Source organism: Pedobacter nutrimenti, from assembly GCF_032678445.1.
GTDB lineage: Bacteria > Bacteroidota > Bacteroidia > Sphingobacteriales > Sphingobacteriaceae > Pedobacter > Pedobacter nutrimenti_A.
Genome location: NZ_JAVTSQ010000007.1, coordinates 382,413 through 396,874 on the forward strand (window position 1 = coordinate 382,413; position 14,462 = coordinate 396,874).

The following is a 14,462-nucleotide window of genomic DNA, read 5'->3' on the forward strand; positions in this document are numbered from 1 at the left end:
TGATTATTTCCTGCTGATCAGCTCATCCCAGCTTGCTTTGCTAAGTTCTGCAATAATACGATCAGTTGTCTTTTCGTCCTCAGTGGTCATAGACACAAACACTGCTATAGCAAAATGTTTTCCATTGGGTAATGTGACGATTCCAATGTCGTTAGTAGCGGTAGTTAAGCCGGATTTATTGCTGCCCGAACTGCCTGTTTTATGTGCAACTTCAGTTGCCGGAGGAAGTAGCCCTTTGATCTTATTTGGTCCGGTGGTCGTTTCGCTCATAACTTTCCAGAGGAAATCGGCAGAAGATTTGGACAGGATAGGTTTGGCATAAAATAAACCCAGGAGCTGGGTTGCCGAACGGGCAGTAGACCAATTGGTGAATTGCATTTGATCGTCCCGGTGCATTTGTTCTTCAGTTGCAGCGATGGCAACTTCAGATACACCAAGGCTACGGATATATTGTTGAACCTTAGCCGGTCCACCCATTAACCGGAATAGAATATCGCAGCCATTGTTGTCGCTTTGCGAAACAGTAAAACTTAACAATTCGCTTAAAGGGATTTTTACATTACCTGCTGGGTATTTATCCCTTAAAGGGCTCCATGTGTTGGGCAGAAGGTCTTGTTTCCGAACCAGGATTTTTTGATCGAGCTGAAGCTTCCCCTGGTCTACCTGATGAAGCACAGTCAGTGCCAAATGAAATTTATAAACACTCTGCATAGGCAGGTGTTTTGCGCCATTAACAGTAATGGTGTCGCCATTTTGAAGGTCAAGTAAGGAGTAGCCTATGGTTGCTTTATGGGCTTTCACGATCTCATTTAGCTTGTTTCTGAAAACTGATTGTTGGGCAAAAAGCATGGTTGAAATGCTGATCAGCAACAGGGTGAATGTAGTTTTTCTTAGGCTTTGTTTCATTCTTGCAAAGGACAGGTTAATTTTTTATTGTTGCTAATATTCCTTCTGTTTTTTTGTTTCTGATGATGAGCATCCAGGCAAAACCAGCACCAGTTAAGGCCATAAGAGTCCCCACAAATACAGGTGAAGTGTAATCGTAGCCTGCAGCTAAAGGTAAACCCCCAAGAAATGCACCAAGGGCATTGCCAATGTTAAAACTGGCCTGACTAACAGATGCAGCCAGCATTTCGGATCCTTTTGCAGTATTGATCATCAGCATTTGAATAGGGGATGCCAGGGCGAAAGCTACTGCTCCCGTTATAAAAGTCATGACTAAAGAAAGAATCTGATTGCCTGAAATATAGTGCACAATGACCAGGGTTGCAGCCATAATAAGCAGCAGAACGATACAGGCATTGGCCGGAGAAAAGCGATCCGCAAGTTTACCTCCAACTAGATTTCCAACGAACATACCCAATCCAGCAAGGACCAGAATATAAGTTATAGAATCTGCAGAAAAAGCCGAAACCTCGGTAAGCAGTGGAGCGATATAGCTGTACCAGGAGAAAAGACCTCCTGTTCCAATGGCGATCATGAGGATGATCAGCCAGGCTTCCGGGCGTTTGAAAAATTCGAGTTCCTGTTTTAAATTCCTGTCTTTGGTTGCGGGCAAAGCCGGCAGCCATGCTTTTAAACTGAATAGGGTAATTAAACCAACAACAACAACGATGACAAATGTATACCGCCAAAGAAAATGGTGTCCGATATAGGTGCCTAACGGCACCCCAGCTATATTAGCGATGGTCAAACCAGCAAACATTAAGGATACAGCCTGTGCCTCTTTTCCTTTTTCTGCGATTTTGCTGGCCACTACAGAACCAACACCGAAAAATGCACCATGCGGAAGTCCGGCAAGCAGCCGGGCAATAAATAGCGTGTGATAGCCGGGGGCAAAAGCAGAAAGCGCATTGAATGCTGTAAACATGATCATTAAAGCAATCAGGATTTTTTTTGGAGGATAGCTCCCTGCAATAACAATGAGTAGCGGAGCGCCGATCACGACCCCCAGGGCATAGGCTGAAATCAGGTGCCCGGCCTGAGGAATGGTTATGGAAAGATCTTTAGCGATGTCTGGAAGTAGACCCATCATCACGAATTCTGTGATGCCAATACCTAGACCGCCGAGCGTAAGCGTTAACAGACTTTTTTTCATCAGTATATAATTATTAATTCTTTGTGTATTGTTTTCATTTGTATTAATGAACTCGTAAACTCGGTTTGATTTTTAATTGTTATGAAGCTATCATAAGCATATTCATTGCTGTTTGTAAGCGGTATGCTTATGATGGTTTCATCAGTATATAATTATTCGTGTTTTTTATATTGTTTTTTAGTACTCATGCTTGCGTCGCAGGTTGTTTTTTATGGAGATGAGGCTATCATGTGCAACTGGTTTTATTCAGGTCGGTTTGCGTACCGCTATACATGAGGATTTCATTTATGGTTAGTGTAATAAATACACTTCGCAAAATTAAACATATTGCGGCTCTCCATTGGTCGGATTTAGGTAAAAAAGGAGGATGGTGGATTGAAAATTTAGAATTGTTTTTATTTTGTTGAAACTGATTGTAACTATTGGTTTAGTTTGTACTCTAATGGATAACTAATCAAATGAATTAAATATAAATTTTAAAAAAAGGTGAAGAAATTATTACTCTCATTAACAATTTTGGCAGGCTTAGGCCTAACAGCTTCGGCGCAAACCAGTCCAGTTAAATTTGGCATTAAAGCTGGTGCGGCATTTTCAAATCTTTCTTTTTCCAGTTCTGGCTATACTGAAACAGGCGACATGAGTACTTCATTTTATATTGGTGGTACTGTTGACATACCTGTAAGTGAAATGTTTTCTGTACAGCCTGGTTTATTATATATTGGGAAGGGCACCAAACAAAGCGGTGATCTGAGCGATCTTGGTGATGGTTTTTCGGGTAAAGGAGAAGTTAAAATAAATCCGTTTTATTTGGAGGTTCCTGTAAACCTTGTAGCTAATTTTCAGGCAGGAAGTGGCAAGTTTTTTATTGGGGCCGGACCTTATTATGCAATTGGTTTAGGCGGAAAAGTTAAAGTTAAAGGAACTGTTGGATCTTCGTCTGCGGAAATTAAAGAAGATATTAAATATGGTGATGGGGAAGCATTTAAGCGTAGTGATTTCGGTATTAATCTTTTAACGGGCTACCAGTTGAGTAATGGGTTTAATATTCACGCAGGATATGGACTTGGATTAAGTAACGTTCTTAACGCTGACGGCGACGGAAAAGCGAAGAACAGGGTGATTTCTGTTGGTTTAGGCTATTCTTTCTAAATATCATTCTCTTTTGAATGGCTTTCTCACATGAGGAGGCCTTTTTTTATGGGAAATCAAAATAGGCCAGCGTTGTGAGTTGTTTTTTGTTCCTATTGGCATCTGTAATGGTTAATGCCCCTTTTCTGAAGAGGCTGATGCCTTCCCAGTTGTTTTTTTCGGGGTCGAAAGAGGTTACTGACTTCCAGTTGGTTCCTTTGTAGTTCTCCAGGGCTACAATGCGCGCATAGTAGGTCGTTTTCTCTTTTAAATAATCTGGATTTTGGTTTAGGCTGTCCTTTAACTCAGGAACTAATTGTTTTAAATGGGCTTCCTGATGCCTTAAAATATTGTTATCCAGGTAGGCTTCATAATCTCCGTTATAGTAATAATTGATGCCATAAATCTTGCCCTTATCGGTAGCCTGAATATCTGTAATCCGGAATGGAAGAAAAGGAACACTGATGCGCTCCGGTTCTTTTGTCAATGCAGTATCGATGAGGTAAGCCTGGCCACCATTTTTCATTCCATTAAATTCATATATAGCAAAAAGTTTGTTTTGGGCGGGCAGGTAAGTTAGGCTTTCAAAACCGGCGTTTTTTATATAAGGGTATCTTTTTAGTGAGGTGAAGTGCGATGGGTCTATAAAAATTTGTCCTGTTTTTTTATCGAGTTTGCCTTTTAATAGGAAACAGTAATCGTATTTATCGTTGGTCTCTATGGAGAGAAAGACCTGATCCTTTAGAACAATAATAGCCTCAAATCCTTCGTAACAGGCTTTTAAAGAGTCGGGTAACCGATCCAGATTCCTGACTCTTATGGTTTTAAATGCGGTTAATGCGGTGTCTTTTCCATCTATTACACGGCTTACGTTGTCTATATTGAGGCTGTAAATGTTAAATGCACTATCCAGTTTGGTTTCTTTATGGCTTCCGTATTGCGGCAACAAGTACAGTCGGTTCTCGGACAAGGACATGCCGGAAAATTCTTCATTGATGCTGTTGATGGCTTGTGGTAAGGGTATAACTTTATAATTTTTCTGCGCAAGGGATGATAATGCCAGTAAAATGAGGGCTGTGAGGACTGGCCAGAATAAAAGCAGTGGACTTCTGTTCATATGCATGGATAAAGGTAGAGATTAATTCTTTGATTCTTAAAGTGGTTTAATTCAGCATATAGGGTTGGTTGAACAAGTCTGGGTCTACTTTTTCAAAATACAATTGGCGTATATTGATCTTCAGAATGTCGAGATCTTTTTGGGTAATGGACAAGGCCGTACGATAAATCTCTTCAGGAAGGTCACAGGCATTATAAGATTCAAAAATAAGGTTGAAATGTTCAGTCTCCTGATGTAGACCAGCCTGAACTAAGGAAATGTTTAATGCTTTATTGATCTTTTTTGTGATCTGTGTGGTTTTATAAAAGCCATAGATGTGCTGATAACTAAGAGATTTTGTATTGATCACCAGTAGCTCCTTTCCATAAAAATTCCACAGGGTAAGCCATCCAAAAAACATGCACCAAAGTGTGCCCATGATGAGCAGGCCAAGAAGCCATTCTGCTATTGCGATTCCTATAATGACCAAGCCAATGAGTGTAAATGAAATCATGCCCGTCTTTCCAAGTACGGAAGCTTGATTTTCAATAGAAAGACGGACATTAATGCCGTCATTGTTGATGTTTACTTTCAATGGATATATAGTTCAGACGTTAAAGTATATAACGTATAATATAGCTGGATATATATGTTTTTTTGTTTCTTTACTTGTCCAATTCAAATGCAATATGACCTCAAAAAATACCAGCATACCTGTTCATAAACTTCAGGAAAGAACAGATAAAGGCATTATGATGAGTTATGTCTCCGGGGCAGCGGAACGTGGAAAAATACCTACAACGATGCACCGGGACGATCACTATATTTTTCTTTTCCAGGAGTCGGGAGTGAGTAAAATGATACTCGATTTTCAGGAGATAGAATTGAATGGGGCAGGTGTTTTTTACATTTTGCCTGCTCAGGCACATCAGATTCTTGAGTTCAAACAGACTTCAGGTTGGTTCCTGGCGGTAGATACCTCTATGATTGAAGTCAGATACAGGACCGTCTTTGAGGAGTTTATTTCTCAGCAAAGGCCGGTTAAGCCAGCAACAACAGACCTGGGGCAAATCAAGCAATGTGCGGAACTTCTTTATCTTTTTTTTATGCGGAAAGAACAGTCCTTTGTAAGTGAGACCACTCTGCGTGCTTTAGTTTCTGCATATGTGGGTATGATTGCTGAGATTTATCTTCTTGGTGAACCTCAAAAAGGTATACGGAACCTGCGTCCTCAGGTAATTACCCGCCAGTTCAGGAAAATACTACGGAGCAATTTTAAATCGTTGAAAAGGCCATCTGACTATGCATCAGAACTATGTTTGTCTCTTTCTTATCTCAATGAGTGTGTAAAAGAAGAAACAGGAAGTCCGGTAAGCCATTGGGTGCACCAGGAAATTGTCCTGGAAGCGAAGCGCCTGCTTTGTTATAGTAATGCCAATGTGAAACAGATTGCTTTTTCACTAGGATATGATGACCATGCTTACTTCTCACGTCTTTTTACCAGATTGTCTGGCATGTCTCCATTGCAGTTCAGAAAGCTTTACCGCGAATAGTCCAATCTTAACCTCGGATGTTCTATTGTTTGGGGCCATTTTTGCCGTTTTTTTGTGGTATAATTTACGGTAATGAATATTATAAAAAAGAAAGCAATGGGTATGATGGAAAGGAAACTTTCCAGAACAGGTCATGTACTGGAAGTCAGGGCATGGGATCCGGCAACGTTTTTTGAAATCGATTTGCACCTGCCCGGGTTGAATATGGAAAAATGGCAAAGTGTTCAGCATATGAAGGTTAAAGTGGGCGATTATGTATACCGGGATTATACCCCCGCCATGTGGGATGCGGAGACGCACACCTGTACCTTACTGGTTAATTCGTCACATGACGGCCCTGGGAGTAAATGGGCCTCATCTTTGAAAAAGGGAGATGCCATTTTGTACCTCGGCGTAGGATCGACCTTGCATAGACCTGTTGAAGACAGACCTTTGCTTTGTCTGGGAGATAGCAGTAGTATAGGACACTTTCTCGCCTTACAGCAACTGGCCAAGGGTAAGACGGAAGTGTATGGCGCGGTAAGTTTTAATGAAGCTAAACATATGGAGGCTTTTAAAGAATACTTTATAACGGACCTGCAGCCGGTTCTGGAAAAAAGCTGGGATATTTCTTTGCTTTCCTGGATTGATGAGCAGCCGCTTGAAGATCACTGCGTTTATATTACAGGGCATATCCCTACTGTTACAGAGCTAAGGAGATATATAAGAAGGAGGGAAGACTTTAGCGGAACGATTAAAGCACAGGGTTTTTGGGCTTAACCTGGATTTCTTTCTAGAAAAGTTCTTATAGTTTTTAAAAAACATACAGGTACTTAAAAAATAAATTAAAAAGTGTTCTTGTTTTTCAATTGTTATTTATTAAGTTTGGGCCGACTAACCAGACCAAATGACTGCAACCATAGAAAAAGGACATCTGTTGAGGGCTGATATAATAAAGAAACTTTATTATAGAAGTCCGCTTTCTCTAACTGAACTCAGTCGGTTGACTAAGAAGAGTTTGCCGTTGGTGACTAAGGTCGTGAACGGGTTGATTCAGGATGGTTATGTAGGTGAACAGGGGCTTGCGCCTTCTACAGGAGGCAGAAGAGCTTCTTTATTTCTTCTTAATCCGGAGATGCAACGTTATATTGTTTCTGTTGCTATGGATCAGTTAACCACCAGAATGGTGATTTATGATCTTTCTAATACCATTGTTCTTCCTATTAAGACACTTGAGCTTTCGATTAGTGATGATCCAGATGCAGTGGATAAATTAGTTTCGTTTATTTATGAACATGTGGAGGCTTCAGGTATTGATAGGGAAAAACTTCTGGGTATCGGGATTGGTATGCCAGGGTTTATCAGTGTAGAAGACGGAATAAATCATTCTCATCTGAAAACCAATGATGGTTCACACCTGGGAAAATACCTGACAGCTAAACTTGGTCTTCCTGTATTTATGGATAACGATTCCAGTTTGATCGCCCTGGCCGAGCTTAATTTTGGTGCAGCAGCTGGTAGAAGAGACGTCATGGTGGCCAATATAGGCTGGGGTACAGGCTTGGGTATGATTGTTAATGGTCAGCTTTACCGGGGGAGCAGTGGTTATGCCGGAGAGTTTAGCCATATTCCATTGTCCAATACGAATAATCTATGTTCTTGCGGTAAAAGGGGGTGCTTAGAGGTGGAGACTTCTTTGCTTGTTATGACGCAACGTGCCAAAGCTGAGATTGAGGCGGGGGCAGCAACAAGTATGCGGGAACTTTTTAAAGATCAGAGCAGGAATATTGGTGAACTCTTTCTGGAAGCTGCGAGTCAGTATGATCCACTGGCTGTTTCTATCCTTTCAGATGCCGCTTTTCTTATCGGAAAAGGACTGGCTACTTTAATACATATTATGAATCCGGAATGCATTGTGCTAAGTGGGCGCGGTGCTATAGCGGGTAAAATTCTTTTACCACCTATTCAGCAGGCCATTAACGAGTTTTGTATTCCGAGAATAGCCGATCAAACTTCTATAGTGCTCTCAGAATTAGCGGCTGATGCGGAGTTATTAGCTTCGGCCAGTTTAGTCATTGAACACAGTCACTTTAACAATTAAGGAATACTGAATTTTAGCTTGAATACCATCAATTAAATTATACTAAATCGAATTATTAACCAAAACTTAATCAACATGAAACAGATTTACTCCCGATGCTTAAGTATTTTATTGTTAAGTTTATTAACAATATCTGCTTATGCACAAAAGACGATATCGGGGACCGTTAAGGATGCTACTGGATCACCCATTCCAGCTGTGAGCATTCTGGTAAAAGGTACAAAAACTGGGGTGAGCACAGATGCGAATGGTAAGTTTTCCATTTCTGCAGCATCAGGAAGTGTCCTGGTTTTTCGCTATGTGGGATATAAAGCACAGGAAGCAACAGTAGGAGAATCCAGTTCTATTAATATTATCCTTCAGGACGACAACAATAACCTAAATGAAGTTGTAGTAACAGCCATGGGTATTAAACGCCAGGAAAAGTCCTTGGGTTATGCCGTGAGCACTGTAACTGCTAAACAGCTGACAGAGGCTGGTAATACTAACTTTGCATCTGCATTGTACGGTAAAGCGGCGGGTGTGAAAGTGACGACTGCTCCGGGTGGAGCAAGCAGTGCGGTAAACGTACAAATCAGGGGTATCAATTCCATTAGTTATAATCAACAACCCTTATATGTGGTAGATGGGGTGATGATTCGAAATGATGGTCAGAATGGTGCAGCTGGAGCGAACAATAATGATTACTGGGGAGATCAGCGCATTAGAGGAAATGGTATCTTGGATATCAATCCAGCAGATATCGAAAGTTTGACAGTATTGAAAGGTGCGAGTGCTTCAGCATTATATGGTTCTGATGCAGGGAGTGGTGTAGTTGTAATTACGACAAAAAAAGGCTCAAAAAGTAGAGGGCTAGGGGTTGATTTCAATTATCAGGGTTCTGTGGATAAGGTTGCATTTCTTCCTAATTTTCAAAACGTATATGGACCTGGTTATGATAGAGCGACAAATTTAGCCAATACAGGTAGAGAAGATGGATGGATTGCTGATGCAACTTCTCCAACTGGATTAAGACCTTATTTTAGATCTTATGCAAACTTTGGACCTAAAATGGAAGGCCAGCAGGTAAAATGGTGGGATGGTTCTATTCGTTCGTTTTCTCCTCAGCCAGACAATTATAAAGACGTGTACCAAACAGGTTATACGTCTAATGCAAACGTGGCGATTTCTAATCAGACGGATGCGGTTAATTATCGTTTTTCAGCTTCCCGTCTAGATTATAAAGGAACTCAACCTGGCAACACTGGTTCGAAAAACTCTTTTAATTTGAATTCTACAGTTAAACTAGGATCGAAAGTATCGGCTGATGTTATTGTTAGTTATGTGAACACATTAACTCGCAATAGGCCTTATCAGTTGGGGCAGGTTTTAGGCTCATTTGGTGGTTTCTTCAGTAGGGCAGAGGATATGAATTTGATGAAAGAAAAATTCCAAACCAGCAATGGTTATAAATATGCGACTTTTGATCAGATTACACGCCCGGAACCTTTTCTTTATAATATCAGAGCTACCAACTTGTTGGATTTTTACTGGCAGCAACTAAAAAATACTTATGATGAGAACGAAAATAGGTTACTGTCAAGCTTTACACTAAACTGGGATGTTGCAAAGAACTTAAAGTTTAGAGGTCGGATCGGTAACGATTATACTGGAGCAAAGACCGAAAATCGTCAATATACTGAATATCCGAGTGCCCTAAATGGTAATACAAGTAGTGGAGGATATACGACAACCCAAGGTCAGTATGCGATCTTATATGGGGATGCATTATTGACTTATTCAAATAAAATTGGACAAGATCTGAATGTTTCAGTTAGCGGTGGCTATCAGGGAAGAAAAGAGACGTATAAAGATCAGCAGTCAAATACTAAAGATGGATTAGTTTCAGAAAACTGGTTTTCTATAAATAATTCATTCAATGTGCCTGAAACAAAAGATACCAGGAAGGAACAACTTAAGTATGCTTATTTAGGAATACTGAACTTAGGGTATAAAAACTTTTTGTTCATGGAAGGTACTATGCGTCAAGAGTATGCTTCTACACTGCCTCCAAAAAACAATAGTTATTCCTATTACTCCGTAAATGGGGGCTTTGTTTTTAGCGACTTGTGGAAATTGCCTGAATTCTGGAATTATGGTAAGTTAAGAGCATCTTACGGTGTGGTGGGTAATCCTCCCCCTATTTATGAATCAAATATTGTTTACACTCAAACCTCACTTCAAACGATAAATGGTTCGGTACCATCCTTAACAACTGCTAGTGCATACGGTAATATTGATTTGTTGCCAGAGAAGAAACATGAGGCTGAATTTGGATTAGAGACCAAGTTTTTTGGTGGACGTCTTGGTTTGGATATGAGCTATTACAATAACAGGGTAAAAAACCAAATTGTACCACTTCAGGTGAGTTCTACAGTAGGTTCTTTAAGCCAAATTGTGAATGTAGGTGAAATTGGAAGTAGAGGATTTGAATTAGCTTTAAATGCTACGCCGATTACTTCTGGTAAGTTTCGATGGGATACCAGATTGAACTTTTCAACGAATAAATCCAAAGTTATTTCCTTAATGGAAGGAATGTCAGAATTGAATTTCTATAGTTCTGACCAGGCAACGGCCAAAATTGTAGCTAAAGCAGGAGAAGAGCTAGGCAATATTTATATCCGTCCGAGGTTAACGGATTCAAAAGGTAACTATGTGATCAATGATGATGGTTACTATGTGATGGATAATTCCACATATGTTAAAGCTGGTAATATCATGCCGAAGGTTACAGGAGGTTTCTCAAACACATTGAGTTATGGAAGCATTTCATTAGATTTTACTATTGATGGACGTTTTGGAGGCAAAATGCTTGCACCGAACCTGAAATTTATGCGTGGAGCTGGTATGCTGGAAAACTCTATGCAATACAGAGATGCTGCTCATGGAGGATTAACGTATACAAGCAATGGCAAAACCTACAATGACGGTGTACTGTTGCAAGGGGTAAATCAAACAACTGGTCAGCCAAATACCAAGATCTTGTCTGCAGCCGAGTACTATATGACTACATATAATTGGGGAGAGGGCTCTTTAACTGATGGGGAGGTTTTTGATAACAGTTATATTAAGATGCGAGAAGTTGTCTTGAGTTATAAAATCCCTGCTTCGTTCACTCAAAAATTGAAGATCAATAATTTAAGAGTGTCCCTTATTGGACGTAACCTGTTTTACATCTGGCGTAATCTAAAGGATCTTGATCCTGAAGCACCACTTGGAAACAAATGGTGGTCACAAGGAGTAGATGTAGGCTCAACTGCTGCATCTAGAAATTTTGGTTTTTCTTTGAGCGCGAATTTTTAATCGCATTAAATAAGATATTTTATGAAAAAATTAATTATAAATACAACTTTCTTTTTAATTGCAATTACGATTGTTGTCGGTTGTAAAAAAGACGTAGCAGATAAATATTATAATCCGGAAAAGGCAAAGGATGCAAGTCCCGCCGGCCTTTTTACCGCGATGTTAAATAATGATAGGATTGCGGCTAAATACTGGAATGTAAGAACATTTTTGTGCCAGATGCCTGGCGTATATGCGCAGACCTCTTATTTTGCCAACGGAAATAATTCCTACCAGCAAAGTGATAGCTATTCACAAAACTATTGGGATGATTTTTATTCTACAGGTGGAAATGGTAGCGGTAGCATGGCATTGTACAGAGCAATGCAAGTTAAATTTAGTCAGCTTTCAACTGCAGATCAAGCCATTCAGCAGAATATTATGCAGGCGGCTAAAGTTGTGTTAATTGAACAAGCTGCTAAAATGGTGGATTTATGGGGAGATATTCCTTATTCTGAAACTGGTAGTCTGGAAACAAGTAACACTATTAAAAATCCTAAATTTGATGAGCAAAAAGCCCTATATGCAAGTTTCATAAGTGATTTAACTGCAGCAGCGGCCTATTTCAAAGCAAACCCTACAAATAAAGATTTTACTAAAGCAGATATTCTTTTAAAAGGTGACGTTGATAAATGGGCTCGTTATGCAAACTCACTAAAATTAAGGTTATTGATGCGTACTTCTAAAGTAGATGAATCTAATGCAAGAACTGCTGTATTGGCTATGCTAAATAGTCCCGCGACGTATCCTTTAGTCGATGGTGGAAATACTGGATCTTATAGTCCGGCTGCTTCTGATATCTTACTTCAACCTCTTACCAACAGTACTAGTGATTTAAGTGCCGCCTTCACGGAAGGTAGCTGGTATGCTACAGATTATATGTTGAATACAGTAATGCTTAAGGCCAATGATCCACGTATTCCGGTTATTTATGATAAATATGGTCGGACTGTTAAAGTTAACGGTAAAGATGTTTTTGTTCCTAATAAGGACTATAAAGCGATGCCAATCACGTTTACTTCTTCTGAGCAAGAGACAAATTATCCTGACTATGCGGTTCTTGATTCTGCGACATTTCTTTTTAATCAAAAATTACCGGGTATTGTTGTAACGGCTTCTGAGGTGAATTTATTGAAAGCTGAGGCTTATGAAAGATGGGGAAGTACATCCGATGCTAAAACGGCTTACGATAATGCCTTAAAACAATCCGTTGCTTTTTATTATTATCTAAATAATTTAAATCAGGGTGGGGGGTATGTAAATCTTCCTGCTCCGGAAGCTTCTCTGGTAGATGCTTGGGTAAATTCATCAACAGCTACTTATACGGGTTCTTCTCAGGATAAGTTAACTAAGATTTATACTCAGAAATGGGCACATTTAGGCGTACTTCAATCTATGGAAGCTTGGTCTGAATATAGAAGAACAGGAATCCCAGTTTTAAACTTTCCATCAAATGGTAAGTTATCTGGCTACGAGACTCCTCCAACGAGATTAATTTACCCTGCAAAGGAAAAAACATTAAACGCCGCTAACTATCAAGCCGTTCAAGCGAAAGATACTCGGAAAACAAAAATATTCTGGCAGCCTTAATGGTAACTTTAATGAAGGAAAGATAAATTCATATATTGTCCCGGTTACTTTTGTGACCGGGACATTTTTATAAATAAAAAGGATGAAAAAAGAAATTATACTGATCACCTTGCTGGTCTTTGGATTAGGCAAATTAAAGGCCCAGGAAAATGGTGTCCATCACCAATCTACTATTTATGAATGGCCAACTGACCCTCAGGTTAAACAAAAGCTGGACAACTGGCAGGATAAAAAATTCGGCATGATTGTTCACTGGGGCCTGTATGCCGTTCCTGGGATCATAGAATCCTGGTCCATTTGTTCTGAAGACTGGATAGACAGGGACAGTACGGTTACTTATGATGACTACAAGAAATGGTACTGGGGTTTAAGCAAAGAGTTTAATCCTGTGAAATTCAATCCTGAACAATGGGCAAAAGCTGGCAAAAGCGCTGGAATGAAATACCTGGTGTTTACCACTAAACATCATGATGGCTTTGCCATGTTTGATACCAAAGAATCAGATTTCAGTATAGCTAAAGGTCCATTTGCAGGAAATCCAAAGGCAGACGTAGCGAAATATGTTTTTGATGCTTTTAGAAAACAGGGCTTTATGATCGGTGCTTATTTTTCCAAACCAGATTGGCACTCACAATATTACTGGTGGTCTAAATATGCCACTCCCGATCGGAATAATAATTATGATATTAAAAAGAATCCATGGAGATGGAACCAGTTTAAAAAATTTGCTTATAACCAGATTGGTGAGCTGATGCACAACTACGGAAGTATCGATATTTTGTGGCTGGATGGTGGTTGGGTAAGACCACTGGAAACGGTTAACGAAGAAGTATTGTCCTGGGGAGCAAAAATTCCAAATTGGAGCCAGGATATTGATATGCCTAAAATTGCCCAAATGGCCAGAGAGGCCCAGCCGGGACTTTTGATGGTAGACAGGACTGTACATGGCCCATATGAGAATTACCAAACTCCAGAGCAAAAGATACCTGATACCCAATTGAACCATCCGTGGGAAAGTTGTATGACCTTAGGCGGTGCCTGGGGGTTTGTCTCTAAAGACCAGTACAAGCCTGCGGGAGAAGTTGTGCATAAGCTGGTAGAAATTGTAGCCAAAGGCGGAAGTTTGTTGCTGGGCATTGGACCAAGACCAGACGGTACATTACCTGAAGAGGTCATAACCAAACTTAACGACATTGGTAAATGGACATCGGTAAATGGTAAGGCTATCTACAACACCAGGATCACTAAAAATTACCATAGCGGACAAACCTGGTTTACGCAAAGTAAAGATGGTAAAACCCGGTATGCAATTTATTGTATCAAAGAGGGGGAGAAACTACCTAAAGAGATTAGCTGGACAGGAAATTTGCCCAAAAAGGGAACATCTGTTTCATTAATATCTAATGGTAAGAAGTTAAAATGGAAAGAATCTAATGGAGCAATAAAACTGTCGCTACCGGAAAATCTGGCAAAAGAGGTTGCAGGTATTGCGCTTGCCTTCGAGTTCAGCCCTGCCACTTTATAACTTAACCTATC

General features: G+C 40.0%; 11 protein-coding genes. 7 read left to right on the forward strand and 4 right to left on the reverse strand.

What is annotated here, in order from left to right:
* Positions 1–3 precede the first annotated feature (3 nt).
* Positions 4–906: a class A beta-lactamase, subclass A2 gene (gene bla, locus R2S08_RS15120; RefSeq protein ID WP_316835922.1), complete on the reverse strand. Its 903-nt coding sequence runs from the start codon at positions 904–906 to the stop codon at positions 4–6.
* 16 nt (positions 907–922) lie between these two features.
* Entirely contained in the window at positions 923–2,098 is a 1,176-nt protein-coding gene (locus R2S08_RS15125; protein ID WP_133778902.1) for an MFS transporter, read from the reverse strand.
* A gap of 486 nt (positions 2,099–2,584) precedes the next feature.
* On the opposite strand from R2S08_RS15125, the gene R2S08_RS15130 reads away from it, so the two are divergent.
* Positions 2,585–3,247, forward strand: a complete 663-nt coding sequence (locus R2S08_RS15130; RefSeq protein ID WP_316835923.1) for a porin family protein — start codon at positions 2,585–2,587, stop codon at positions 3,245–3,247.
* A gap of 46 nt (positions 3,248–3,293) precedes the next feature.
* Here the strand turns inward: R2S08_RS15130 and R2S08_RS15135 are convergent, their stop codons facing one another.
* Both R2S08_RS15135 and R2S08_RS15140 read right to left on the reverse strand, forming a co-directional pair.
* Positions 3,294–4,343 carry a hypothetical protein gene (locus tag R2S08_RS15135; RefSeq protein WP_316835924.1) on the reverse strand — a complete coding sequence of 350 codons (1,050 nt, stop codon included), beginning with the start codon at positions 4,341–4,343 and terminating at the stop codon, positions 3,294–3,296.
* A 46-nt stretch (positions 4,344–4,389) separates the two neighbouring features.
* Positions 4,390–4,917 (reverse strand): hypothetical protein, encoded by a 528-nt coding sequence (locus tag R2S08_RS15140; protein WP_316835925.1) that lies wholly within the window; start codon positions 4,915–4,917, stop codon positions 4,390–4,392.
* A 94-nt stretch (positions 4,918–5,011) separates the two neighbouring features.
* Between R2S08_RS15140 and R2S08_RS15145 the strand changes: the two genes are divergently transcribed.
* The 6 genes from R2S08_RS15145 (at position 5,012) to R2S08_RS15170 (ending at position 14,451) form a co-directional block, all read left to right on the forward strand.
* The gene (locus tag R2S08_RS15145; protein WP_316835926.1) at positions 5,012–5,875 is read left to right on the forward strand and encodes an AraC family transcriptional regulator; all 864 of its coding nucleotides are present in this window, start codon (positions 5,012–5,014) and stop codon (positions 5,873–5,875) included.
* 72 nt (positions 5,876–5,947) lie between these two features.
* Complete coding sequence (locus R2S08_RS15150) at positions 5,948–6,634, forward strand: siderophore-interacting protein (RefSeq protein WP_316835927.1); 687 nt, start codon at positions 5,948–5,950, stop codon at positions 6,632–6,634.
* 127 nt (positions 6,635–6,761) lie between these two features.
* The gene (locus R2S08_RS15155) at positions 6,762–7,955 is read left to right on the forward strand and encodes an ROK family protein (protein ID WP_316835928.1); all 1,194 of its coding nucleotides are present in this window, start codon (positions 6,762–6,764) and stop codon (positions 7,953–7,955) included.
* Between the two features lie 75 nt (positions 7,956–8,030).
* Positions 8,031–11,297, forward strand: a complete 3,267-nt coding sequence (locus tag R2S08_RS15160; protein ID WP_316835929.1) for a SusC/RagA family TonB-linked outer membrane protein — start codon at positions 8,031–8,033, stop codon at positions 11,295–11,297.
* A gap of 21 nt (positions 11,298–11,318) precedes the next feature.
* Positions 11,319–12,926 (forward strand): SusD/RagB family nutrient-binding outer membrane lipoprotein, encoded by a 1,608-nt coding sequence (locus R2S08_RS15165; RefSeq protein ID WP_316835930.1) that lies wholly within the window; start codon positions 11,319–11,321, stop codon positions 12,924–12,926.
* Positions 12,927–13,008: 82 nt separating this feature from the next.
* Positions 13,009–14,451 (forward strand): alpha-L-fucosidase, encoded by a 1,443-nt coding sequence (locus R2S08_RS15170; protein ID WP_316835931.1) that lies wholly within the window; start codon positions 13,009–13,011, stop codon positions 14,449–14,451.
* Positions 14,452–14,462 lie beyond the last annotated feature (11 nt).

Excerpts from the sequence above, each read along its gene's own strand:
- bla (WP_316835922.1), bottom strand. The coding sequence starts at position 906 with ATGAAACAAAGCCTAAGAAAAACTACATTCACCCTGTTGCTGATCAGC.
- R2S08_RS15125 (WP_133778902.1), bottom strand. The coding sequence starts at position 2,098 with ATGAAAAAAAGTCTGTTAACGCTTACGCTCGGCGGTCTAGGTATTGGC.
- R2S08_RS15135 (WP_316835924.1), bottom strand. The coding sequence starts at position 4,343 with ATGAACAGAAGTCCACTGCTTTTATTCTGGCCAGTCCTCACAGCCCTC.
- R2S08_RS15145 (WP_316835926.1), top strand. The coding sequence starts at position 5,012 with ATGACCTCAAAAAATACCAGCATACCTGTTCATAAACTTCAGGAAAGA.
- R2S08_RS15150 (WP_316835927.1), top strand. The coding sequence starts at position 5,948 with ATGAATATTATAAAAAAGAAAGCAATGGGTATGATGGAAAGGAAACTT.
- R2S08_RS15155 (WP_316835928.1), top strand. The coding sequence starts at position 6,762 with ATGACTGCAACCATAGAAAAAGGACATCTGTTGAGGGCTGATATAATA.
- R2S08_RS15160 (WP_316835929.1), top strand. The coding sequence starts at position 8,031 with ATGAAACAGATTTACTCCCGATGCTTAAGTATTTTATTGTTAAGTTTA.
- R2S08_RS15165 (WP_316835930.1), top strand. The coding sequence starts at position 11,319 with ATGAAAAAATTAATTATAAATACAACTTTCTTTTTAATTGCAATTACG.
- R2S08_RS15170 (WP_316835931.1), top strand. The coding sequence starts at position 13,009 with ATGAAAAAAGAAATTATACTGATCACCTTGCTGGTCTTTGGATTAGGC.